The 23,562-nt window shown below is 41.1% G+C and carries 20 protein-coding genes and 1 pseudogene; 15 read left to right on the top strand and 6 right to left on the bottom strand.

From position 1 onward, the window contains the following. Nucleotides 1-388: 388 nt before the first annotated feature. Entirely contained in the window at nt 389-1,045 is a 657-nt protein-coding gene (locus P7J58_RS09705; RefSeq protein WP_408556213.1) for a DUF1129 domain-containing protein, read from the bottom strand. Between the two features lie 15 nt (nt 1,046-1,060). Next, nucleotides 1,061-2,005 carry a magnesium transporter CorA family protein gene (locus P7J58_RS09700; RefSeq protein WP_002939248.1) on the bottom strand — a complete coding sequence of 315 codons (945 nt, stop codon included), beginning with the start codon at nt 2,003-2,005 and terminating at the stop codon, nt 1,061-1,063. Between the two features lie 1,080 nt (nt 2,006-3,085). Here P7J58_RS09700 and uvrA point away from each other — a divergent pair. After that, a complete protein-coding gene (gene uvrA, locus P7J58_RS09695; RefSeq protein ID WP_029188415.1) occupies nt 3,086-5,911 on the top strand; it encodes an excinuclease ABC subunit UvrA in 2,826 nt (941 codons plus the stop codon). Between the two features lie 29 nt (nt 5,912-5,940). Here the strand turns inward: uvrA and P7J58_RS09690 are convergent, their stop codons facing one another. Beyond that, complete coding sequence (locus P7J58_RS09690; protein WP_002942417.1) at nt 5,941-6,114, bottom strand: YlcI/YnfO family protein; 174 nt, start codon at nt 6,112-6,114, stop codon at nt 5,941-5,943. A gap of 138 nt (nt 6,115-6,252) precedes the next feature. On the opposite strand from P7J58_RS09690, the gene P7J58_RS09685 reads away from it, so the two are divergent. The 12 genes and pseudogenes from P7J58_RS09685 to nusB all read left to right on the top strand — a co-directional run bounded on the left by P7J58_RS09685 (nt 6,253) and on the right by nusB (nt 17,497). Beyond that, the gene (locus tag P7J58_RS09685) at nt 6,253-9,111 is read left to right on the top strand and encodes a G5 domain-containing protein (RefSeq protein WP_408556214.1); all 2,859 of its coding nucleotides are present in this window, start codon (nt 6,253-6,255) and stop codon (nt 9,109-9,111) included. Between the two features lie 57 nt (nt 9,112-9,168). Continuing rightward, entirely contained in the window at nt 9,169-10,257 is a 1,089-nt protein-coding gene (locus P7J58_RS09680) for a hypothetical protein (protein WP_408556215.1), read from the top strand. A gap of 12 nt (nt 10,258-10,269) precedes the next feature. Continuing rightward, on the top strand, nt 10,270-10,617 hold the full coding sequence (locus P7J58_RS09675; RefSeq protein ID WP_024378927.1) for a hypothetical protein: 348 nt from the start codon (nt 10,270-10,272) through the stop codon (nt 10,615-10,617). A gap of 131 nt (nt 10,618-10,748) precedes the next feature. Beyond that, on the top strand, nt 10,749-12,095 hold the full coding sequence (locus P7J58_RS09670; RefSeq protein ID WP_408556216.1) for a DUF1266 domain-containing protein: 1,347 nt from the start codon (nt 10,749-10,751) through the stop codon (nt 12,093-12,095). A gap of 113 nt (nt 12,096-12,208) precedes the next feature. Then, complete coding sequence (locus P7J58_RS09665) at nt 12,209-13,063, top strand: DNA adenine methylase (protein WP_029176691.1); 855 nt, start codon at nt 12,209-12,211, stop codon at nt 13,061-13,063. Next, the gene (locus tag P7J58_RS09660) at nt 13,053-13,868 is read left to right on the top strand and encodes a DNA-methyltransferase (protein ID WP_044760052.1); all 816 of its coding nucleotides are present in this window, start codon (nt 13,053-13,055) and stop codon (nt 13,866-13,868) included. Before P7J58_RS09665 ends, P7J58_RS09660 begins: the two co-directional genes overlap by 11 nt. A 16-nt stretch (nt 13,869-13,884) precedes the next feature. Beyond that, entirely contained in the window at nt 13,885-14,712 is an 828-nt protein-coding gene (locus P7J58_RS09655; protein WP_044753354.1) for a type II restriction endonuclease, read from the top strand. A 27-nt stretch (nt 14,713-14,739) separates the two neighbouring features. Further along, a pseudogene (locus P7J58_RS09650) lies at nt 14,740-14,859 on the top strand (DNA methyltransferase); the annotation flags it as partial. A gap of 126 nt (nt 14,860-14,985) precedes the next feature. Continuing rightward, nucleotides 14,986-16,047 (top strand): M24 family metallopeptidase, encoded by a 1,062-nt coding sequence (locus P7J58_RS09645; RefSeq protein WP_408556217.1) that lies wholly within the window; start codon nt 14,986-14,988, stop codon nt 16,045-16,047. Between the two features lie 63 nt (nt 16,048-16,110). Next, nucleotides 16,111-16,668, top strand: coding sequence for an elongation factor P (gene efp / locus P7J58_RS09640; RefSeq protein WP_012775323.1), 558 nt, complete (start codon nt 16,111-16,113; stop codon nt 16,666-16,668). A gap of 27 nt (nt 16,669-16,695) precedes the next feature. Continuing rightward, on the top strand, nt 16,696-17,088 hold the full coding sequence (locus P7J58_RS09635; protein ID WP_408556218.1) for an Asp23/Gls24 family envelope stress response protein: 393 nt from the start codon (nt 16,696-16,698) through the stop codon (nt 17,086-17,088). Continuing rightward, nucleotides 17,078-17,497, top strand: coding sequence for a transcription antitermination factor NusB (gene nusB, locus P7J58_RS09630; protein WP_002938276.1), 420 nt, complete (start codon nt 17,078-17,080; stop codon nt 17,495-17,497). The genes P7J58_RS09635 and nusB overlap by 11 nt, the downstream gene beginning before the upstream one ends. Nucleotides 17,498-17,575: 78 nt before the next feature. On the opposite strand, the gene P7J58_RS09625 is transcribed toward nusB, so the two are convergent. Beyond that, the gene (locus tag P7J58_RS09625; RefSeq protein WP_002942449.1) at nt 17,576-18,541 is read right to left on the bottom strand and encodes a LacI family DNA-binding transcriptional regulator; all 966 of its coding nucleotides are present in this window, start codon (nt 18,539-18,541) and stop codon (nt 17,576-17,578) included. Next, on the bottom strand, nt 18,522-19,976 hold the full coding sequence (locus P7J58_RS09620; RefSeq protein ID WP_408556219.1) for a sucrose-6-phosphate hydrolase: 1,455 nt from the start codon (nt 19,974-19,976) through the stop codon (nt 18,522-18,524). The genes P7J58_RS09625 and P7J58_RS09620 overlap by 20 nt, the downstream gene beginning before the upstream one ends. Nucleotides 19,977-20,182: 206 nt before the next feature. Here P7J58_RS09620 and P7J58_RS09615 point away from each other — a divergent pair, with 206 nt between their 5' ends. After that, nucleotides 20,183-22,072 carry a sucrose-specific PTS transporter subunit IIBC gene (locus P7J58_RS09615; RefSeq protein ID WP_248019394.1) on the top strand — a complete coding sequence of 630 codons (1,890 nt, stop codon included), beginning with the start codon at nt 20,183-20,185 and terminating at the stop codon, nt 22,070-22,072. A gap of 127 nt (nt 22,073-22,199) precedes the next feature. Further along, nucleotides 22,200-23,081 carry a fructokinase ScrK gene (scrK, locus tag P7J58_RS09610; RefSeq protein ID WP_002942456.1) on the top strand — a complete coding sequence of 294 codons (882 nt, stop codon included), beginning with the start codon at nt 22,200-22,202 and terminating at the stop codon, nt 23,079-23,081. A 41-nt stretch (nt 23,082-23,122) separates the two neighbouring features. Here scrK and P7J58_RS09605 read toward each other — a convergent pair whose 3' ends face one another. Then, nucleotides 23,123-23,476, bottom strand: a complete 354-nt coding sequence (locus P7J58_RS09605; protein WP_153602370.1) for a hypothetical protein — start codon at nt 23,474-23,476, stop codon at nt 23,123-23,125. Nucleotides 23,477-23,562 lie beyond the last annotated feature (86 nt).

Genomic DNA, 23,562 nt, shown 5'->3' with positions numbered 1-23,562 from the left:
TCAGCATTAAAACAGCCATTTTTCTCTAAAAACAGTAAAAAGACAAACACCAAAACGATGTTTGTCTGCAATCTGAAATGACCCCAACGGGTCATTTTTTCTTGCGCTCTAGAAATGCGAAAAGCGCAATAACAGTATGGACTGTTTTTTCACGAGCATGAAAATAAGAAAGCGAGTAATGGTCCAGTGGACCATTTTTGCATGAACTCGAAATTAAGAAAGCGAATTAAGCCCTTGAATGGACTATTTCAACCCGAGCCAAGAAGTTAGAAAGCGAGGCACAGTCTGGGGATAGACTGTTTCAGTCACTTACGCAGATGTGTAAAACTCCCAGGTGAACTGTATAGATAAACAAAAGCGACTGGAATATTCCAATCGCTTTGTTTTATTATTGAACTGGGGACATGGCATTGCGAATGTTATATTTCTTTTTCAAGAGGTAGCGTGCACCGAAAGCAGCAGCTCCGATAAGAATAGTAACAAGCGGAGGGAGAACTGGGTTAAATGCGGCCGGAATCAGTGCTGCCAGAATGAAAACGACTGACCAAGCCAGAGTAGCAAGTCCGAGAAAAGCGATAGCTTTCAGCAATTTAGGGCGTTGCCCAGTTTTAATTTGTTCTCTGTAAACGAAATGGTACATCAAGTACATCCCTGCACCAACACCGAAACCGATGACAAATAAGGTTAATAGCCCATACTGTGCACCTTGACCAAAAAGATTCATCAAACCATTGATACCAGCAATAATTGCAAGCATGAAAAGACTAGAATCTAGCCACATCAACCATGGATTTTCATTGTATTCCACTTGGTCTTTCTTTTCCTGTTCAGAAATTGTCTTACTAGCAGCCCACTCACTTGGTGATCCATAGAGATTGCGGGCAGTCACGCCAGTTTTTTGCTTTTCAATGATAGTTGGTAAAATTTCTTCCAAGAGTTCTTTGATTTCGCTATCAGACTTTCCATCTTTAATCAGTTGGTTGGTCGCAATATGGATAAATTCTTGGTTCTTTTTTGTTAATCCGTTGATTTCTGTAAATGACATGTTAATCTCCTTAGGTTAAAACCATCTCTTACGGATGAAGTAGAAGGTGAGTGATAGGCTGATTGCAAAGGCGAAAAGAATAATCCACCAAAAAGCATAGGGAATATCGTTAAAAGGAATGATGTTGTCCTTAAAGTTCATACCGTATGCAGAGAAGACCATGGTTGGGATAGAGAGAACGATTGTCACTAATGCCAAGGTTTTCATGATGGTATTCTGGTTGTTGGAAATGATAGAAGCAAAGGCATGGGTCATAGAGTTCAAGATGGAACCATAGATGTCTGCCATCTCAATGGCCTGTTGGGTTTCGACCAAGGTATCTTCAAGCAAATCCTCATCCTCTTCATACTTACGGAGTAGACGTGAGGAACTAGCAAGTTTTTTGACCAAACGCTCATTGGTTTTGAGGGAAGCCTTGAAGTAGACGATGGTTTTTTCCAATTCCATGAGTACAATTAATTCTTCATTTCGAGTGGCCTCATGGAGTTGCTTCTCAATCTCTTCGCTCTTTCTGTCAATGGTTCGTAGGGCTGACAAGTAGAGTTGAGCATTTCGGTAGAGAATTTGGAAAACGAAACGAGACTTCATGAAAGTGAAGAAATTCCGTAGACGACGATGGATAAACTGCTCAAACAGTGGCAATGGTTCCAAACAAGTCGTGATAATCGCATCATCTGTTAGAATAATTCCCAAAGGAATAGTAATATAATATGTCTTGTTGTTTCGTTCTTCAAGAATTGGGACGTCGACCAGGATGAGCGTATAATCATCTTCGACGGTGATACGAGAGGATTCTTCCGCATCGAGCGGTGCTCGCAGGTCAGCGATGTCAATTTTATAGTGCTCAGCAACTTCCATAGACTCGCTCTGGGAGGGGTTGACCAAATTAATCCAAGCCCCTGGTTCAAAGGTTTGAATTTCTTCTAAATCAGTCATGGTTGATAGAAAAATTTGTTTCATATCTTTGCCCTCCTTTTATCTTTGTTGCGTTAACGCAACCTCTATTATACCAAAAAATGTGCAGTTTCGGAAAGGTTTTATATAGAAATGTGGTATAATATGTAGACATTTAAGCGAATAAGTTGTACGAACTTTTTCTAATCTCTCATGGTACAGCTAGATCCTCTTAAGAAAGGAATTGAATGCGGGCTAATGATGTTGGTGTAATGAGGAAAACTGCGTTTTCCCTATTTCCCGATTGTAACAGTCTCCCAGACTGTTACAACGCCCTCTGTATCTTTAGAAAGGATTTGAATGGTCGAGTTTTATAGGGTTTTCTTAACGTGAGATTTTCAAAACGATATTTTTTGAAAATCGAGCTAATACAAGATATAGAAATTGCCCATAGGCAGTTTCGTCTGGTGACGCGGAGTTCATCGACCGTCACCAGTTATCTTGTGAACGCACTTATATCTAGAAAGGAATTGAACACGCCCTAAACGCTGTGTGAAAAAAGTGATGCTTCTTCGTGTTCAAACATGGAGAACAGGCTTCTGCGTCGTAGACATCTGTGCTTTCTTCGGTTTTCGACCTGTGAAAGCACTAGTTGTCTTGACGGGGGTGCGTTTTCGAAATCACAGATTTCGGACTTACCGCCTATTTTCACCTTACGTTTTACGGGCTCTGTATCTTAGAAAGGATTTGAATGCGTGCTAAAAGCGTCGAGTTTTATAGGGTTTTCTTAACGTGAGATTTTCAAAACGATATTTTTTGAAAATCGAGCTAATACAAGATATAGAAATTGCCCATAGGCAGTTTCGTCTGGTGACGCGGAGTTCATCGACCGTCACCAGTTATCTTGTGAACGCACTTATATCTAGAAAGGAATTGAACACGCCCTAAACGCTGTGTGAAAAAAGTGATGCTTCTTCGTGTTCAAACATGGAGAACAGGCTTCTGCGTCGTAGACATCTGTGCTTTCTTCGGTTTTCGACCTGTGAAAGCACTAGTTGTCTTGACGGGGGTGCGTCTTCGAAATCACAGATTTCGGACTTACCGCCTATTTTGACTGTGCATTTGACGCCCTTTGTATCTTAAACTATGCAAGAAAATATTGTGATTCATGGGGCGCGTGCCCATAATTTAAAAAATATTGATGTGACCATTCCGCGTGAGAAGCTGGTGGTGGTGACTGGTTTGTCGGGGTCTGGTAAGTCGAGTTTGGCTTTCGATACTCTGTATGCCGAAGGCCAACGCCGCTATGTAGAGTCTTTATCTGCCTATGCTCGTCAGTTCTTGGGCAACATGGACAAGCCAGATGTGGATTCCATAGAGGGTCTCAGCCCTGCTATTTCCATCGACCAAAAAACGACGTCGCGGAATCCGCGTTCGACAGTCGGTACAGCGACGGAAATCAATGATTATCTCCGTTTGCTCTATGCTCGAGTTGGGGTGCCTTACTGTATCAATGGCCACGGAGCGATTGCGGCTTCTTCGGTGGAACAAATCGTTGATGAGGTCTTGGAATTGCCAGAGCGCCAGCGTTTGCAGATTCTAGCTCCGATTGTTCGGAAGAAAAAGGGGCAACACAAGACTATTTTTGAGAAAATCCAGAAGGACGGCTACGTTCGGGTGCGGGTCAATGGTGATGTCTATGATGTATCGGAAGTACCAGAATTGTCCAAGAGCAAGGCTCACAACATTGAGGTCGTGGTCGATCGGATTGTCATCAAAGAGGGCATTCGTTCGCGGCTTTTTGACTCCATTGAGGCGGCCCTGCGGATTGCGGACGGCTATGTCATCATCGACACCATGGACGAGAAGGAAATGCTTTTCTCTGAGTACTATGCCTGCCCAGTTTGTGGTTTTACGGTACCAGAGTTGGAGCCTCGTCTTTTCTCTTTCAATGCGCCTTTTGGGTCTTGTAGCGATTGTGACGGTTTGGGGATGAAGCTGGAAGTGGATACGGATTTGATTGTCCCAGATGCCAGCAAGACCTTGCGTGAGGGTGCCTTGGCTCCTTGGAATCCAATCTCATCCAACTACTATCCTCAGATGTTGGAGCAGGCCATGAACCACTTTGGTGTGGACATGGATAAGCCTTTTGAGGAATTGACGGAAGAGGAGAAGAACCTGATTTTCAACGGCTCGGACGGCAAAGAATTTCATTTCCATTATGAAAATGAATTCGGTGGGGTGCGTGATATTGACATTCCATTTGAAGGTTTGATTACCAACATTAACCGTCGCTACCGTGAAACCAATAGTGACTATACGCGGACGGTTATGAAGACTTACATGAATGAGCTGACCTGTGGAACTTGCCACGGCTATCGCCTCAATGACCAAGCCCTGTCTGTCAAAGTTGGTGGCGAAAAGGGACTGCATATCGGACAATTATCAGACTTGTCCGTGGCGGATCATTTGCAAGTCATTGAACATCTGACCTTGTCTGAAAATGAAGCGACGATTGCGACGCCCATTGTCAAGGAAATCAAGGATCGCCTGTCCTTCCTTAATAATGTGGGTCTTAACTACCTGACCCTTTCACGAGCAGCGGGGACGCTTTCTGGTGGTGAAAGCCAGCGGATTCGTCTGGCGACTCAGATTGGCTCTAACCTGTCTGGTGTTCTTTACATCTTGGATGAGCCATCGATTGGTCTGCACCAGCGGGACAATGACCGCCTGATTGCTAGTCTTAAGAAAATGCGGGACTTGGGTAATACTTTGATTGTAGTGGAGCATGATGAGGACACCATGCGTGAGGCGGACTGGTTGATTGACATTGGTCCAGGTGCGGGTGTGTTTGGCGGAGAAATCGTGGCCTCTGGAACGCCTGCCCAAGTAGCTAAAAATAAAAAATCCATTACAGGCCAGTACCTGTCTGGCAAACGTGAAATTCCTGTACCTCTAGACCGTCGTGTTGGAAATGGTCGATTCTTAGAGGTGACCGGTGCCAAGGAAAACAACCTGCAAGATGTGACTGTTCGTTTCCCGCTTGGAAAATTTGTGGCAGTGACAGGAGTGTCCGGATCTGGTAAGTCAACTCTGGTCAATTCCATTCTGAAAAAAGCCATTGCCCAGAAACTCAATCGCAATTCGGACAAGCCAGGTAAATTCAAGTCCATTTCAGGAATTGAACACTTGGACCGCCTGATTGACATTGACCAAAGCCCGATTGGACGGACACCACGTTCTAACCCAGCTACCTACACAGGTGTTTTTGACGATATTCGTGACCTCTTTGCCCAGACCAATGAAGCTAAAATCCGTGGCTACAAGAAGGGACGGTTCTCCTTTAACGTCAAAGGTGGTCGTTGTGAGGCTTGTTCTGGTGACGGGATTATCAAGATTGAAATGCACTTCCTGCCAGATGTCTTTGTTCCTTGCGAAGTCTGCCATGGACACCGTTATAACTCTGAAACCTTGGAAGTACACTACAAGGAGAAAAATATCGCTCAGGTCCTTGATATGACAGTCAATGATGCGGTCGAGTTCTTCAAGCATATTCCGAAGATTGAGCGGAAACTCCGCACCATTCAAGATGTAGGCTTGGGCTATGTTACCCTTGGACAACCTGCGACAACCCTATCAGGTGGGGAGGCCCAGCGGATGAAATTGGCATCGGAACTTCACAAGCGGTCAACTGGTAAATCCTTGTATATCTTGGATGAGCCGACGACAGGTCTGCATACGGAGGACATTGCCCAGTTGCTCAAGGTCTTGGCCCGCTTTGTTGATGATGGCAATACCGTGCTAGTCATCGAGCATAATCTGGATGTCATCAAGACAGCCGACCACATTATCGACATGGGACCAGAAGGCGGTGTCGGTGGCGGTACCGTTGTCGCGACAGGAACGCCAGAAGAAGTGGCGGATAACCCAGCCAGCTTTACAGGCCAGTATTTGAAAATGAAGTTGAAATAAGCATTTAAAAAAGAGCCATCGGCTCTTTTTTACTGTTCTTTATCCATATTATTCAAGGCATAGTCACAAGCCTGAATGACAAAGCTTGAGAAACTGACATCTTTTTTGACGATTGCTTCCTCAATTCTATCTACCAACTCTGACGGAAATCGAATAGTTTTGATTTCTGTTTCTTTTTTATCTGATTTTAATTTAAATGCCATTTATTTGCTCCTTGTTACAAGTGTATAGCGAAATAAATGAATATGAAATATTACAGATTGTATTACTAAATGTATTGCAAAAATAAAAATTGTATAGTAAAATATTTTGGAAGACTATTTCATAAAAGGGAGAATTATATGGTTTATAGTAGAACTCAGCGCATCCAAGAAGAAAAGAAGCAGCGTTTACGATATGGGATTCGTAAATTTACAGGCTTAGGAGCCGCATCTGCTCTATTAGGAGTGGGTTTACTAACAAGTTTATCGGTTCATGCACAGACTAAGACGGCAGAGGTTCGTTATGATTATGTAACGACTGAGGAATTGACTGAGGCAGAGAAAAAGGCGATTTTTACAGAGCTTCCAGCTCAGGTGACAGAAGATGTGAACTACTATCTTGTGTATAGAAAAGTAGGGTCTTCAATTTTGCCACAGACAGGAGAAAGCACAGGTGTATTAGCTGGAGCTATTGGGGCAGGCTTGCTACTGGTTGGTATAACTGTTGGTCGGAAAAATCAACGGATGGTTCGCTCAGCAATGACCTTGACCTTGGTAGGAGGAAGTCTAGTCTTTACTTCTGTATCTGCCGTGACGGTTGCCCAGCTGGCTCAGTATGGTCAAACTCAAACCTTGACAGTAGGATCAGCACTCCCAGATGGAAAGATTTCAATTGCAGGTTATGAGTTTGTAGGTTATTTGGAGGGGAAAAAGCAGAGCAGTGAGACAAGTCCAACTCTACCTACTGGTTCAATAGATAAGGCAGAAGAAAATGAGAATCTACTTGTCCAACCAACCCAACCAGCAGATGAGAACAAATCAGACATCCCAGCAGAATCAACTCCGTCAGAGGACAAGGCAACAGACGCTTCGGCAGAACAGAAACCATCTGAAGACAAGGTTGAAGAAGTTCCAGCAGAAAGTAAGCCAGCGGAGAAACCTGTTGAAGAAACAGGAGGTGGTCAGGTTATCGGTACAGAAGACAAGGTTATTTCAGAAACGGAGAAACCAGTCCAACCAGAAATACCTGCGCCAGTGGAAAAACCAGCTGTACCAGGGGAAACGGAAACGACTGTTACACCTGGAGAAGAGAAACCTGTTAGTCCAGAACTTCCAACTAATCCAGCAGAACCAGATCGACCTGTTGATACAATTCGAACAGATGTAGAGAAACAGGTAACGGTCATCAAGTATGGAACTAGCTATGTGAAAGATACAAGTTTGCCAGCTGGAGAAAGCAAGGTTCTTACACAAGGTGTGGATGGAAAGCAAACAGTCACCACCAAAGTGACTTATACCAATAATGTAGAGACCGCTCGTGAGATCGTTGCGACTGAAACAATTGAACCTGTTACAGAAGTAATCGCCTATAATGATGAGGTTTCTAAAAATCTAGAAGAGCTTATAGAAAGCTTGGCGACTATTTCATTTGCTACAGAGCGTCGTGGCAATGCTGATTTGGAAGTAGGTTCCGAACGCGTACTGGTAGCAGGAGTTAATGGACAAACCAAGACCCTTACAAAGAAAGTCTATGATTCTACAGGTGCAGTCATTAGTGAAGAAGTGGTCAGCACGGAAGTTATTGCTCAACCAGTTACGCAAGTCATTGAATACGGTACTAAGCCAAAGTCTGTTGTTGAAACAACAGAGGAAACCAAGGTAACAGAGCTTGACTACACTGTTGAAACTCGTCAAAATCCAGACTTAGAAAAAGGTCAAACTCGTACACTTACAAAAGGAAGAAAGGGAACACTAACCCAAACCTACCGCATTACTAAGACAAACGGTAATGAAACGGCGCGCGAACTAGTAAAAGAAGAGCGTGTCGAGCCGGTAAATGAGATTATTGAAGTCGGTACAAAGGCTGTTGTTCGTTACCAAACTCGCCAAGAAACAAGTGTCATTCCATTTACTACAGAAACTCGTCAGGTGGATAGCTTATTTGAAGGTGAAAGTCGTGAGTTGGTAGCAGGTGTAGATGGTCAGCAAACACAGGCCTATAAGGATACCTATGTGGACGGCGTCAAGGTTGCCTCTGAAATGGTGGGTCAACCAGAGGTTATTCAGCCAATTAAGCGTATAGTAGAAGTTGGTATCAAGAAAGAAGAGACGAGTCAAGTTCTGACAGAAACGGAGGTGCTTGCCTATACTTCAATCAAGGAAGAAGATCCGAATCTCCCAGAAGGTGAAACAAAAATCAAAGTTCAGGGAGTAAACGGGGAGCGTAAGGTCCGTATCACACGGGTCACCAATAACCGTACTGGTCAAGTAAGCGAAACCCGCGAGGTCATCTCCGAGACTGCACCAGTCAATGAGGTCCTTGTGGTCGGCACTAAACCTGCCAGCACTAGCATACTCGACAAGAAGACGCTGACGCTGGATGAGTTCATGAGCCTCACAGAGGAGCAGCAGGACGCCTTCATCGCTAAGAAAGGAACTGTTCCTGGCACGACCATCCGAACTGGCGCAACCAAGGACACCCTTGAGAAGGTGGAGCAGCTCATCAACCTCGACAAGCTCAACGCTGAGTTCGTCAGCCTGCTTAACGCAGCCCGTGCGGCAGAAGGCCTATCGGCTGTAACATACGCAGGTCAGGGCTCAGACGCTCAAAACGCGGCGACTGCTCGTGCCAACGAAATGGCGGACCACGGTAGTCTTCGCTACCAAGGGACAGCGGATGGCGCTCACAAGCGCCCAGACGGCTCTAAGTGGACCACCATCTACACAGCAGAGCAGACAGCTCGACAAGGCTGGCGTGGTGAAAACGCACTCCAGATGGGCTCATCACTCAGCGCGTACAGCGCCATCAACGAGAGCCGCATCGCCAACAACCTCTTCACTGAGTGGATGAACTCCGCTGGCCACAAGGCCGTCATGATGAAAAACCTGGACAACCTCCAGGTGGCAGTCGGCATCGGACTCAACGACAAGGCTATCGAGACCACCTTCAACCAGGGTGTGACCGTGGCCATGCTGGAATTGGTTGAGCCAAAACCGTAGAGGAACTGAGAAAAATTGTCGAAATTGCATGGATGGTATTATACTATAGGAGAACATATGAAAAAGAATTTTTTAAAATTGTTGGTGGCAATATCAACGTTAAGTCTAGTAGCTTGTGGTCAGACGGAACAGACTAGTCAAGTGAACCAAGAAACCTCTAGTAGTACACAAAAGGTGACGGAAAGCTCAAGTACAACGAAAAGTGAGAAAGTAGTCAACAGCCCAGATGATTTTCCTCGTGTAGATGAACATACTGAAATCGATGCTGAAGCAAAGCAAGCTGTAAAAGACTATGTAGGATTTTATTCAGGAATAGTTGAAATTCCGTCAGCTGAAACAAGTCATGCTCCCGATGATAATTTGACCGTATTTTATAAGATTGATTTTGCAATCAACGAAGATGGTAGCTATGAATTGTATCTAGAGCGAGATGTTCCTGGAAGTCAAATAGGGCATTTGTATGTCACAAAAGACAATCAAATGAATGCTACACTAAAGGTTGGGGAACTTCATCAAGGTAAGTTCGAACTAGAATATGGACAACTGTTGCTTTCAGAAGGTCCTAGCCTAACTCAAGGTTTTCTTGGAGAAGATGGAGAATTACTGCCAATGTATGGCTTTTATGGCAGTGATACACCAACAAACTATCTTGGTGTAACAGATAATGATGAAATTGTTGTAAAAGACGGTAAAGTACAGGCTACCTTTTACTTATCTGCTTATACCGACAAAGCAACTGTCATTGACCTTGAAAAACAAACAACAAGACCAGCATCATTGAAGTACAGTACAGAACAGATTAGCCAATATTCAGCGGAACATTACAAAGAATCGGGGATGGCGTCTGAAGTGACCTATCAGTACAATACAGTAAATGAGTTTCTACAGGCACTCAGATTGAGTCATACGACTCAGAAAAAAACGTTAGAAAAAATAAAAGTTGTTGATGGTAGTAGTCTGACTGGCTATTATACTTCTGATAATAAGGAAATTAAAAATATCAAGTTTGCGATATTCGATGGGATATCTAACTCTTACTATGTTTATACGGGAGATAAGGTTTATCAACTCGAAAATGAACATGAAGCCAAAGAAATAAAAGTTATACCAGAACTCATTGATTACATTAGTTACTCTGTAGGTTAAAAGGAGAGTAGGATGAAAAAATTATTAACCCTTATTTTAACGAGCGTCACCGTATTTTTCTTAGTTGCTTGCGGAGCTAAAAATGATAACGGGACCTATACCTATTCAAGGGAAAAAGACGGCACTACTTACACGGTAATTATCAAAATTGAAAATAATACTGGGACCCTTACGTTTGAAGAAAAAGGGGAAGATGGTCAAACTCAATCTGAGGAACAGGGACTGACTGTTGATCAAGAAAGAAAAACGCTAACAGCAGAAAATGATAATTCGACCGTGGATTATGAAATTGTTGATGGGGTCCTAACGTTAGACACTCTTGATTCAACTTTAGCAAATGCAGAGTTTACCAAAGAATAAACGTAAATACTCTGTTCCATTTGTCAGAAAAGTCGCTCTAGCGGCTTTTTTGTCTGATTTTTTCTACGCTTGATAAGCTAGTACAAATCAGATATAATATAAAAAATAAGTTACTTAACAAGGAGACCTCCATGCAATCGGAATACGTTTTATTGTGCAGTCCATACAGATACAGTTCAGTTTTTGCCAATTCAGTCAATAGACAATTTATCGAAAAAGAACTAATGAGTGTCGTCATGCCAGGTGTCAATATAATGACCAGAGGCCTGTTGCGAACCATGTTAGAAACAAACTATGGAATTACAGATTATTCAAGTTTAAAAGAAGAAATTGATAAGCTTGAAGATGGCCGTTATCATGCTTTAGAAGATGTTTCGTCATTTATTGATGGAATAGGCACTCCTGATGTAAAAGACTTTTACCTTTCTTTAAATTCATTAACAGGTTCTCAACTAATCAAAGGCTTTGACGACTGCCGTATAATTGATGTCTTGACGAAATCGTATGCTACTCGCTTGATTACTAAAGAAGAATTTGAGGAACTGTTTACCAAGCAAACAGAGCGTATCAAAAATAGTTATCAGACTTGGGAACAATACCTAGCATCTTGTGTAATGGGAAAATTACTTCAGTATGTTCCTAGCTCAGAAACGATTACAAGCGTTGAGGAATATGTGGTAGATGTTTATTCTTTTTGTATTGCACCGACGAATGTCTTTTCTTATGGTACTTTTTGGGCAAATCATGAGTTAGCCAACTTGACAGCCTTGTTAGAAAACTTCATACCTGAAGAAATTGTTAAAGAGTTAAAATCAAGGCAAAATCGTGTGGATTATAAGGGTGAGATTCCAGGACTTACTGCGCCTTCAAATGATTTGCTTGCTTCCCTAGAAGGAACCTCTATAGACCCAACTTTTATCGATTATGAACGCTATCAGTACCTAAGCGAACTTGCAGATTACGTTTTTTGGACTCCCCTTATTGAGAATAATCTTGAATGGATGATTGCAGAAAAAAACTTGCAAGAACAAGATACAATTCTTTTACCAAAGGAGTATGCAAGTCTTTATTCGGCTAGAGTATTTTGGTATCATTATCCAAGCTACAAGGAGTTGCATGAAGAACATATTTTTGCCATGTTTGAAGGAACTCTAAGTTTAAATCTTATCTTTACAGAGGAAGCTGTCTACACCTTTAAGAAGAAATTATTCGGCAAACCAGCACTTGTCAGGATCCCTTGGGAACAAGTTGAGTTAAGCTCCTCACTTAATTTATGGATGGAAGAAAGTAAAATTCATTTTGGCAAAAAGACAATCTCTAATGTCAGTCCAGTTTTAAGCGAAATCGGCCTAAATAGTAAGGCTATTGACGACCTAGATTCTCAAGAAAGGAAAGCTCTTGAAAATGAATGGCAACAAAAAATGAATCAATTTTTAGAGGGGATTCCTCAACGGATTCGTGAATTTAAAGGGAAATGAGAAGAAACTCTTAACGCTGTTTTGAAAAGTCGCCTCTGCGGCTTTTTTGCATGTTGGAGGCTATTCCACTTCAATTAATCAAACATATTTAGAGATATGGTATAATATAAACGATGATACAATTACAACGAACTCAACCAACTTTACAACCTTTTACAAAATGGACTGGTGGGAAGCGACAACTGCTTCCGGTTATAAAATCTCTTATGCCAGACAATTATAATAGTTACTTTGAACCATTCATTGGTGGTGGGGCGGTATTTTTCGAACTCATTCCGAAAAAAGCAATTATCAATGATTTCAATAGTGAGCTTATCAACTGTTATCGTCAAATAAAAGATAATCCCCAAAAACTCATTGAGTTACTAACTAAACATCAAGAAAATAACTCTAAAGAGTATTACTTAGAATTACGTGCTGTCGATAGAGATAATAGGATTAATAAAATGACTGATGTTGAGCGTGCTGCACGTATTATGTATATGTTGCGAGTGAATTTTAATGGCTTGTATCGTGTTAATTCTAAAAATCAGTTCAATGTACCTTATGGTCGCTATAAAAATCCTAAGATTGTTGATAGTGAGTTAATTTTATCTATTTCTCAATATCTAAATAAAAATAATATTGAGATTTTGACGGGGGATTTCGAAAAAGCTGTTGAAGATGTAGGTGCTGGAGATTTTGTTTATTTTGACCCACCGTATATACCTCTTTCAGAAACAAGTGCCTTTACATCTTATACTCATGAAGGTTTTTCCTATGAAGAACAAGTTAGATTGCGTGATGTTTTTAGAAAACTAGATAAGAAAGGTGCCTATGTAATGCTATCCAATTCATCTAGTCCGTTAGTAGAAGAATTGTATAAAGGTTTTAATATTCATAAAGTAGAAGCCATTAGGACTAATGGGGCGAAAGCATCAAGTCGAGGAAAAATATCAGAATTTATCGTAACTAATTATGACAAATAACGAATATAAGTATGGAGGGGTTATTATGACGAAACCATACTATCATAAAGAGAATTCCATACTTGTTCATGCGGACACTTTTGAGTTTTTGTCCAAAATGAAACCTGAGAGTATGGATATGATTTTTGCGGATCCGCCGTACTTTTTGAGTAATGGCGGAATATCTAATTCAGGTGGTCAAGTTGTATCAGTTGATAAAGGTGAGTGGGATAAAGTTTCCTCACTTGAAGAAAAGCACAACTTTAATCGACGCTGGATTCAGTTAGCTAAAAAAGTTTTGAAACCCAATGGGACGATTTGGATCTCAGGTAGTTTCCACAATATTTATTCAGTTGGAATGGCTTTAGAACAAGAAGGTTTCAAAATTCTGAATAATATTACATGGCAGAAAACGAATCCTGCCCCCAATTTATCCTGTCGTTACTTTACACATTCAACTGAAACAATTCTTTGGGCGAGAAAAAATGATAAGAAAGCTCGTCACTATTATAACTATGATTTAATGAAAGAGTTAAACGATGGAAAACAGATGAAAGATGTCTGGACTGGTGGATTAACAGCAAAATCAGAGAAATGGGCTGGCAAGCATCCCACTCAGAAACCAGAATATCTTTTAGAGCGAATAATATTAGCTAGCACAAAAGAAAATGACTACATTCTAGACCCTTTTGTTGGTAGCGGAACAACTGGTGTTGTTGCGAAGCGATTAGGTCGGAGATTTATTGGAATAGATGCCGAACGAGATTATTTAAAAATAGCGAAAACGAGATTGGAGAAAAAAAGTGGAAAAAAAAAGAGACTTTGACAAATGGTTGTCTACCATGACAGATACTATAGCGGATTGGACTTATTATACAGATTTTCCAAAAGTCTACGATAATGTGGAAAGTATAAAAGTTCCTCTTAATATTATGAATAGTCTTATTGGTAGCAAAAATATACAACAAGATTTTTTAGATTTGTACCAAAATTATCCAGAAGTTTTGAAAGTTATACCAATCCTTATTGCGAAACGTTTGAAAGATACAATTATTGTTAAAGACCCTATAAAAGATTTTTATTTCGATTTTCGTAAACCAAACTATAGTATTGAAGAATACGTTATGTTTTTGGAAAAGTCAGGTATCTTTGATTTACTTGAGAAGCATATTGTATCGAATTTAGTGGATTATGTTACAGGAGTTGAAGTTGGCATGGATACTAACGGTAGGAAAAACCGTACTGGTCATGCTATGGAAAATATTGTTCAACATTATCTAGAAGCGGCGGGTTATGTTTTAGGTGAAAGCCTATTCAAGGAAATCTATCAAAATGAGATTGAGGAACTCTTCTCCGTTGATTTATCCGCCATCACTAATGAGGGGAATACAGCTAAACGATTTGACTTTGTTATCAAGCATAATTCAACTATTTATTTGATCGAGGTTAATTTTTACTCAAGCGGTGGTTCAAAATTAAATGAAACAGCACGTTCATATAAGATGATTGCAGAAGAAGCAAAGACAATTCCTAATGTAGAATTTATGTGGTTTACTGACGGACAAGGCTGGCATAAAGCTAAGAAAAATTTACAAGAAACTTTTGAGGTTTTGCCTCACTTGTATAATACTAACGATTTAAAAAATGATATTTTAAAGACTTTAAAATAGTTTAGGCAATGATTAAATTTTCCCTAAAAATTAGCCGAAGGCTCTAGTGTAGACGTATCCGATAAAATGCGTATGTTCTTTATGGGAAATGCTCTCGTAACTGAAATCGTACGAAAAATTGGAGAGTATATAAAAGTATTGGATTAGTGAAAGATTCCATTTCTCTGTGACATACTTAAAACAGTCGCTCTAGCGGCTTTTTTGTCTGCTGATAATAATTGGTATTTGTCTGTATTTCTGCTATAATAGTTACAAAATCTTTGGAGGTAGCTTATGCAAGCGCGTGTGGAAAAATTTGAAGCAAAATTAGCTCAATCAACTGTTGATGGAATTTTGGTAACGGGACAGAACAATATTTACTACCTAACTGGTTTTTGGGGGACAGAGGCGACTGTCTTCATCAGTGGCAAGCGTCGTTTGTTTGTGACTGATTCGCGTTATACTTTGATAGCCAAGGCATCAGTAAAAGGTTTTGATATTATCGAGAGCCGTTTTGCCCTTGAAGAGATTGCAAAGGTGATTAAGGAAGATGGGCTTGAAAAAATTGGTTTTGATAGCGAGGTGACCTATGGTTTCTATCAAAGTCTGACCAGTATTTTTGAGGGCTATCAACTGGTTGCTATGTCAAACTTTATCGAAGACTTGCGCATGATTAAGGATGAGAAAGAAATTGCGACCATTCGCCGTGCTTGTCAGATTTCAGACCAGGCTTTTATTGATGTTCTTGACTTTATCAAACCAGGTCAGACGACTGAGATGGACATCAATCATTTCCTTGACCACCGCATGCGTCAACTCGGTGCAGAAGGGGCATCATTTGAGTTCATCGTGGCATCTGGATACCGCTCTGCTATGCCACATGGAAGAGCGTCTGAAAAGGTTATCCAAGCTGGAGAGACCTTGACGCTGGATTTTGGTTGCTATTACCAACATTATGTCAGCGATATGACGCGTACCATCCATATCGGTCATGTGACAGACCAAGAGCGTGAGATTTACGATGTGGTTTTGCGTGCCAACAAGGCTTTGATTGAGCAGGCAAAGGAAGGCGTCACCTACCGCGAGTTTGACGCTATTCCTCGTGAAATCATCAATGAAGCAGGTTATGGTGCCAATTTCACTCATGGAATTGGGCACGGGATTGGTTTGGACATTCACGAATATCCGTATTTTGGAAAATCTGACGAGACTATCAAGGCAGGTATGGTCTTGACGGATGAGCCTGGTATCTATTTAGATGACAAATATGGTGTCCGTATCGAAGATGACCTCTTGATTACGGAAACGGGTTGTGAAGTCTTGACATTAGCTCCCAAGGAATTGATTGTCATTTGAGAAATTTGACAGTTTGTGGTAAAATAAAACGAATAAATAAAATTTGAAGAGGTATTCAATACAATGATTGAAGCAAGTAAACTTAGAGCAGGTATGACCTTCGAAGCTGAAGGTAAATTGATTAAAGTTTTGGATGCGAGCCACCACAAACCAGGTAAAGGAAACACCATCATGCGTATGAAATTGCGTGATGTACGTACAGGTTCAACCTTCGATACAACTTACCGTCCAGATGAAAAATTTGAACAAGCTATTATCGAAACAGTTCCAGCACAGTACCTTTACCAAATGGATGACACAGCTTATTTCATGAATACTGAGACTTACGATCAGTATGAAATTCCAGTAGCGACTATCAAAGAAGAATTGCTCTACATCTTGGAGAATTCCGAAGTGAAAATCCAGTTCTACGGAACAGAAGTGATTGGTGTTACTGTACCAACAACTGTTGAATTAGTCGTTGCAGAAACACAACCATCTATCAAAGGTGCGACTGTTACAGGTTCAGGTAAACCAGCTACGATGGAAACAGGTCTTGTAGTCAACGTACCAGACTTTATCGAAGCAGGTCAAAAACTCGTTATCAACACAGCTGAAGGAACTTACGTATCACGTGCTTAATCGTTTCCTCTTAAGAAAGGAGAGCCTATGACAACAGAATATCAAGGCGAGATTGTTATCGCACCTCGCGTCCTTGAAGTAATTACAGGCATTGCTGCAGCGAAAGTTGATGGAGTGCATTCCCTTCACAACAAGCGAGTTGCGGATACTTGGTCAAAAACATCCTTGAATAAAGGTGTTTATCTTGAAACTGACGAGGAAGGTCGAGTGACTGCGGATATTTACGTCTATCTAGAATATGGTGTAAATGTTCCTGCCGTATCAATGGACATCCAGCGTGCAGTCAAGACAGCAGTTTACAACTATGCAGAAGTTCAAGTGGTTGCGGTTAATATCCATGTCAGCGGCATTGTTCCTGATAAAACACCAAAACCAGCATTGAAAGATTTATTCGGAGAGGATTTCCTTGATGAAGAATAATAGACATGCCCTGCGTAAGTGTGCTTTGCAGGCAATCGTATCACTTGAATTTGGTCAAGAACCTGTTCAGGCAGCTCAGTTTTCTTATCTTTATGATAGAGAAGAAGAGCAAGAAGGAGTTGAAATTCCGCTCTTTCTCCTTAACCTTGTCAATGGTGTAGCAGACTATCGTGATGACTTGGATAAGGAGTTATCTAGCCGATTAAAAGCAGGATGGACCTTAGACCGTTTAACCTTGATTGACAAGAATATCATGCGACTAGGCCTATTTGAAATCTTACATTTCGAAGAAACGCCAGACCGTGTTGCTGTTAACGAGGCTATTGAATTGGCTAAAGAATTTTCTGATGAATCTTCAGCTAAGTTTGTTAATGGAGTTTTGAGCCAGTTTATTAAAGAAGAAGCCTGATGAGCTTCTTTTTTACTTGAGAAATAAGAAAATGTATCACAAAAAGCTGCACCTAATTTTTATTAGGTGCAGCTTTTTTTATATACTAGCTCCTGCTAGTAGGCTAATCGGCAGGATATAGTCTGTTTTTGTCAGTTTTTTTCCTTCGATTTTATCAACTAATAGTTCAACCAGCAGTCGAGCTATTTCGGTTAATGGTTGCTTGATGGTTGTCAGTTGAGGGTAGTAGTTTTCGATGAAACTGGTTCCATCATAACCAATCAATTTAATATCCTCTGGAATAGATAGTTTCAATGAACGAATGACGTTCCATACCAGCATAGCCGTTGCATCGCCAGATACAAAGATACCATCTGGTTTTTGCTTTTCAAGAATAGCTCGGATTTCCATCTCCTTGCGCACAGGTGAGAAATCACTGGAGATATGAAAAACTTCGGCTTTGTTCAAAATAGATGTGAAACCTACTTGGCGAAGGCCGGTAGGTGAATTGGAATCATCGTTCCCCGTAATCATTAATGGATTGTGACATCCCGCTTTTTGTAGGGTTTGGGCAGCTAATACCCCGCCAGCAAAATTATCGGAAGAGACAATGGGGATGGAAGGAGAGAGGTTGCGGTCAAAAGCGATAATTGGAGCTACGACACGGTCGTAGTCTTGGATACCGAGATTGTGACTGCCCGAGATAATCCCATCTACTTGATTAGCTGCTAACATTTCTAGATACTCACGTTCCTTATCGGACTCGTGCTGGCTATTGCAAATAATGGTTTTATAGCCTCGATCAAAAAGCTCTTTTTCTAAATGGCTAATCAATTCAGAATAAAAAATATTGTTTATTGTTGGGAAGATGAGACCAACTAATTTTGCAGATTTACCTTGCAAACTACGAGCTAAATTATTAGGTTTGTAGCCCAGTTCACGCATAGCCTCTTCGACATTGCGAATGGTTTTTTCAGATAGGTATCCTTTTTTATTGATAACGCGCGAGACAGTTGTTGGGCTGACCCCAGCTAACTGTGCGACATCAGTTAGTTTTGCGACCATAATCTAAATGGTAGTAGGTTCCGGTCGGATTACCAGTCGTAATGACGATACCAGACTGATCCGCATCAGGGAAGACACGACCAGAAAATACTTTCTCTCCTTTATTGATAAAGATTTCAAAGACAGATTTGTCGATGAAGATATTGGCTGTAAGAGCTCCTGGAGAAATCTCGCAAGAGCGACTTGTACCGAAATCGAGTGCGAATGGCTGACCACAGTTGCCGCGGTCCAATGTAATCTGGCCTTGCTCAGTGTCCACAGACAAGACCAAGCCTTTTTCTTCTTCATTTGCGAACAATACGATTTCGTGCTTCGTGCCCGCTGAAAAATCAAGTTTCAATTCGTAAACATTATTGGTTTCTTTTTGGGCTGAAAATGGCTGAGCTTCTTTACGAAGACTGGTGATCGCATCGACTGGATACTGGTAGAGCTTACCATCCTTGATGGTTAATTCTTTAACCAATGACAGACAGCCTTGGTAGTCATAAGCATCGGTTGGGTATTCCACATCTGGAAGTGCCAACCAGCTAACAGATAGAGTTCGACCGTCTGGTGCATTAAAGGCCTGGGTTGCATAGCACTCAAAACCATAGTCCAGATTGATCAATTCGCTCGGTTCGACAATGCTTGCTGTTTCAGGATCGAAACTCTGACCAATCTTGTACATATTTGGATAGATATTGCCGTAGTCCAAAACTTCTTTGTCCAGACCTTGTGGGCAGTAAAGTAAGATTGGTTGCTCACCGACGAATGCAATATTTGGGCATTCCATCATATATGCGGTCATATCATTGGCAAAATCTAGGTCGCCAACATAGGACCAGTTGAGGTAGTCGTTACTTTCAGCTTTATAAAGTTTGACAATTCCCTTTTTATCCAAATTTTGTCCACCGACGATAGCGTAATATTGCCCTTTATAGTTGAAAATTTGTGGATCACGGAAATGGTCGGTGGTATCTTCTGGTTGCTCAATCAAGACTTTATCAATCTTTTCAATCTTACCATCTTTATCCATCAAGGCACCGATTTGGTATGGATGGCGAACCCAATTTTCATCGCGGACATTTCCAGTATAGAAGAGGAAGAGCTTGTCGCCAAATTCCATTGCAGATCCAGAGTAGGCACCATGGCTATCAAGTGGTGTATCTGGGTACATAACTGTCCCAGTTTCTTCAAAATGGACCAAATCTGTTGATTCTGTATGGACCCACGATTTCAATCCGTGCGCAGCACCGAATGGGAAGTATTGGTAAAAAAGAGTCCACTTTCCATTAAAATAAGAAAATCCATTTGGATCATTTAACAGTCCATGTGGTGTTTCAATATGGAAATTTGTCCTCCAAGGAGAACTCTCTGTATTCTTCTTTATTTTTTCAATATATTCGGGTGTCCAGTCAGCATAAGCCCTGTAACGCTCCTCTGTTGTAAATGCCATAATTTTCTCCAAATTTTCTAGTTTTTCATTAATATAGTAAACGTTTTCTTGAAAAAAATCAAGTTCTTACTGTGATTCTTGGAATTTTTTAAAAAATTCTGCAAAACGTTTGACATATTCGTAAAAACCATATATAATAAAACCATCGAAAGTTTGAAAACACTTTCAAAAAAATAAAAAATATTTAATAAGGAGATTTTTGCAAGATGAATAATACAGAAATTGCAAAAAAAGTCATTGACGCCCTTGGTGGACGTGAGAACGTACGCAGTGTTGCCCACTGTGCGACTCGCCTTCGTGTCATGGTTGTTGATGAAGGAAAAATCGACAAGGATACAGTCGAAGACATCGAAAAAGTACAAGGTGCTTTCTTCAACTCTGGTCAATACCAAATCATCTTTGGTACAGGTACAGTAAACAAAATCTACGATGAAGTGGTTGCTCTTGGTTTGCCAACAGCGACTACTGGTGAGCAAAAAGCTGAAGCTGCTAAACAAGGTAATGCTTTCCAACGTGCGATCCGTACTTTCGGTGACGTATTCGTTCCAATCATTCCTGCTATCGTAGCAACTGGTCTTTTCATGGGTCTTCGTGGTCTTCTTGGAGCTCTTGGTTATACTCTTCCAGAAGATTTGAACGTTTACTCACAAATCTTGACAGATACAGCCTTCATCGTATTACCAGCCTTGGTAGTATGGTCAACATTCCGTGTATTCGGTGGTAACCAAACAATCGGTATCGTTCTTGGTATGATGCTCATTGCGGGTCAGTTGCCAAACGCTTGGGTTGTAGCATCAGGTGGCGATGTGAAACCAACTATCTTCTTCGGTTTCATCCCGGTTGTAGGTTTGCAAGGTTCAGTATTGCCAGCCTTCATCATCGGTTTGATCGGTGCTAAATTTGAAAAAGCTGTCCGCAAGGTTGTTCCAGAAGTTCTTGACCTCTTGGTAACGCCATTCGTGACCTTGTTTGTAATGTCTATTCTTGGCTTGTTTGTCATCGGTCCAGTCTTCCACGTGGTTGAAAACTACATCTTGGCTGGTACACAAGCTATCTTGAACTTGCCAATGGGGCTTGGTGGTCTCCTTATCGGTGGTGTTCACCAAGTTATCGTTGTATCAGGTGTTCACCATATCTTCAACTTCTTGGAAGCTCAATTGGTAGCTAACACAGGAGCTAACCCATTCAACGCTATCATCACTGCAGCTATGACAGCACAAGGTGCTGCTACAGTAGCGGTTGGTGTGAAAACTAAGAATCCTAAATTGAAAGCTCTTGCTTTCCCAGCAGCTCTTTCTGCCTTCCTCGGTATTACTGAGCCAGCTATCTTCGGTGTTAACTTGCGTTTCCGCAAACCATTCCTTCTTTCATTGATTGCTGGTGCCATCGGTGGTGCTGTAGCATCTCTTCTTGGTCTTGCTGGTACAGGTATGGGTGTTACTATCATCCCAGGTTTGACACTTTATGCAGGTAATGGTCAAATTCTTCCATACATCCTTATGGTTGCTGTATCATTTGCTCTTGGTTTTGCTCTTACTTACCTCTTCGGTTATGAAGATGAGGAGAAAGAAGTAAAAAAGCCTAGTGCTTCAACACAAGAAACAGCTGAAACGCTTGAAGAAGCAGAAACAGGACTTGTAGCTGAAGAAACTCTTGTATCTCCACTTTCAGGTGACGTTGTTGCCCTTGAAAATGTTAATGATCCAGTCTTCTCATCAGGAGCTATGGGTAAAGGTTTGGCTGTTAAACCATCTGAGGGTGTTGTTTACGCTCCAGCAGATGCAGAAGTAACAATTGCTTTTGAAACAGGTCATGCTTACGGATTGAAAACAGCATCTGGTGCTGAACTTTTAATTCACATCGGTATTGATACTGTATCAATGAACGGTAATGGATTTGAAAAATTAGTAGCAGCAGGTGATAAAGTAAAAGCTGGTACTCCGATTGCTAAATTTGATGCAGCTAAGATTGCAGAAGCAGGTCTTGATGATACAACCATGATTATCGTGACCAACACTGCTGACTTTGCAGAAGTATCTCCACTTGCAGAGGGAACAATCGCTCACGGTGTAGAATTCTTGAAAGTAGCTAAGTAATCTTATATAAAATCGATTTGTAGAGCATGACTCTACTACATAATTAACAGGAAAAAGGCTTTCAGCCTTTTTCTTCTGTTTGCTTATATGTTATAATAAAAGTGATAAAAATTTTGGAGACAATCAAATGACAAAATTATATGGTAGTTTAGAAGCTGGTGGCACAAAGTTTGTTTGTGCAGTAGGTGATGAGAACTTTCAAGTTGTTGAAAAAACTCAATTTCCAACGACAACTCCTTATGAAACGATTGAGAGAACGGTTGAATTCTTCAAGCGCTATGAAGATCGTTTGGCAGGTATTGCGATAGGTTCTTTCGGTCCAATTGATATTGATCAAAACTCACAGACTTATGGTTATATCACTTCGACACCAAAACCACACTGGTCAAATATTGATTTACTTGGTCTGATTGCTAAGGAATTTAACATTCCATTCTACTTCACGACGGATGTGAATTCATCAGCTTTTGGTGAAACATTGGTTCGTAAAGGGGTAAAGAGTTTAGTTTACTATACAATCGGTACAGGTATTGGTGCAGGTGCTATTCAGAATGGTGAGTTTATCGGTGGCTTGGGTCATACCGAAGCGGGTCATACTTACGTTGCTTTACATCCTTACGATGTAAAACATGAATTTAAAGGAATGTGTCCATTCCACAATGGGTGTTTGGAAGGCTTAGCTGCAGGTCCTTCTCTTGAAGGTCGTACAGGTGTTCGCGGAGAATTAATCGAGCTCAACTCAGAAGTGTGGGATGTTCAAGCCTATTATATTGCTCAAGCAGCAGTACAGGCAACCTTGCTTTATCGTCCGCAAGTGATTGTATTTGGTGGAGGAGTTATGGCTCAAGAGCACATGCTTAATCGTGTACGTGAGAAGTTTGTCGGTTTGATGAACGATTATCTCCCAACACCAGATGTCAAAGAATATATCGTAACGCCAGCTGTTGCTGAAAATGGTTCTGCAACTCTTGGGAACTTTGCTTTGGCAAAACAGGTATCAGAAAAGTAACATAAAAAGTTAGGGACTAGAAATAATCCCTAACTTTTTTCTTATTCTGTAAAAATACTAGTTCTATAATCAGGCTCTTGATTTTCTGTAATGGAGAGAGCAGTATACATATTTTCAGAACGAAATTCAACCGCTTGTAGGCTTGGAACTACCTTGTCTAGAATGTCAGAGTAGTCTTGTAATGTTTGGAAAGGTGAATAAGTAACTCCCCAATCCGCTACTTGGTAGTAAGCACGTTTATCTTTGCTTTCTGTATATTGGAGTGGGAAAAATAAGGTGCTGCCATCTTCAAAGTGAGCTAGGAGTGTATTGATGTTTTCTTCTCGTCCCTGTATATCAGAAGTAATGGTATTGTCGGTCATGGGGACAAGGCTGATCATTTTACTACTAGCCAATTTGTGGTCTGCGGGGGTGGGAGTGAAACAGTCTGGGGATAGACTGTTTCAGCTCAACAACTAGAAATAAAGACTTGTTGACGAAC

Source organism: Streptococcus suis, assembly GCF_046032535.1.
GTDB lineage: Bacteria > Bacillota > Bacilli > Lactobacillales > Streptococcaceae > Streptococcus > Streptococcus suis_AK.
Note: the sequence above shows the minus strand (reverse complement) of the source record. Positions and strands in the feature narration are given on the sequence as shown.

Excerpts from the sequence above, each read along its gene's own strand:
- P7J58_RS09620 (WP_408556219.1), bottom strand. The coding sequence starts at position 19,976 with ATGGCATTTACAACAGAGGAGCGTTACAGGGCTTATGCTGACTGGACA.
- nusB (WP_002938276.1), top strand. The coding sequence starts at position 17,078 with ATGAAGAATAATAGACATGCCCTGCGTAAGTGTGCTTTGCAGGCAATC.
- P7J58_RS09625 (WP_002942449.1), bottom strand. The coding sequence starts at position 18,541 with ATGGTCGCAAAACTAACTGATGTCGCACAGTTAGCTGGGGTCAGCCCA.
- P7J58_RS09635 (WP_408556218.1), top strand. The coding sequence starts at position 16,696 with ATGACAACAGAATATCAAGGCGAGATTGTTATCGCACCTCGCGTCCTT.
- uvrA (WP_029188415.1), top strand. The coding sequence starts at position 3,086 with ATGCAAGAAAATATTGTGATTCATGGGGCGCGTGCCCATAATTTAAAA.
- P7J58_RS09660 (WP_044760052.1), top strand. The coding sequence starts at position 13,053 with ATGACAAATAACGAATATAAGTATGGAGGGGTTATTATGACGAAACCA.
- P7J58_RS09670 (WP_408556216.1), top strand. The coding sequence starts at position 10,749 with ATGCAATCGGAATACGTTTTATTGTGCAGTCCATACAGATACAGTTCA.
- P7J58_RS09680 (WP_408556215.1), top strand. The coding sequence starts at position 9,169 with ATGAAAAAGAATTTTTTAAAATTGTTGGTGGCAATATCAACGTTAAGT.
- P7J58_RS09700 (WP_002939248.1), bottom strand. The coding sequence starts at position 2,005 with ATGAAACAAATTTTTCTATCAACCATGACTGATTTAGAAGAAATTCAA.
- P7J58_RS09665 (WP_029176691.1), top strand. The coding sequence starts at position 12,209 with ATGATACAATTACAACGAACTCAACCAACTTTACAACCTTTTACAAAA.
- P7J58_RS09690 (WP_002942417.1), bottom strand. The coding sequence starts at position 6,114 with ATGGCATTTAAATTAAAATCAGATAAAAAAGAAACAGAAATCAAAACT.
- efp (WP_012775323.1), top strand. The coding sequence starts at position 16,111 with ATGATTGAAGCAAGTAAACTTAGAGCAGGTATGACCTTCGAAGCTGAA.
- P7J58_RS09705 (WP_408556213.1), bottom strand. The coding sequence starts at position 1,045 with ATGTCATTTACAGAAATCAACGGATTAACAAAAAAGAACCAAGAATTT.
- P7J58_RS09655 (WP_044753354.1), top strand. The coding sequence starts at position 13,885 with ATGACAGATACTATAGCGGATTGGACTTATTATACAGATTTTCCAAAA.
- P7J58_RS09685 (WP_408556214.1), top strand. The coding sequence starts at position 6,253 with ATGGTTTATAGTAGAACTCAGCGCATCCAAGAAGAAAAGAAGCAGCGT.
- P7J58_RS09615 (WP_248019394.1), top strand. The coding sequence starts at position 20,183 with ATGAATAATACAGAAATTGCAAAAAAAGTCATTGACGCCCTTGGTGGA.
- P7J58_RS09675 (WP_024378927.1), top strand. The coding sequence starts at position 10,270 with ATGAAAAAATTATTAACCCTTATTTTAACGAGCGTCACCGTATTTTTC.
- scrK (WP_002942456.1), top strand. The coding sequence starts at position 22,200 with ATGACAAAATTATATGGTAGTTTAGAAGCTGGTGGCACAAAGTTTGTT.
- P7J58_RS09645 (WP_408556217.1), top strand. The coding sequence starts at position 14,986 with ATGCAAGCGCGTGTGGAAAAATTTGAAGCAAAATTAGCTCAATCAACT.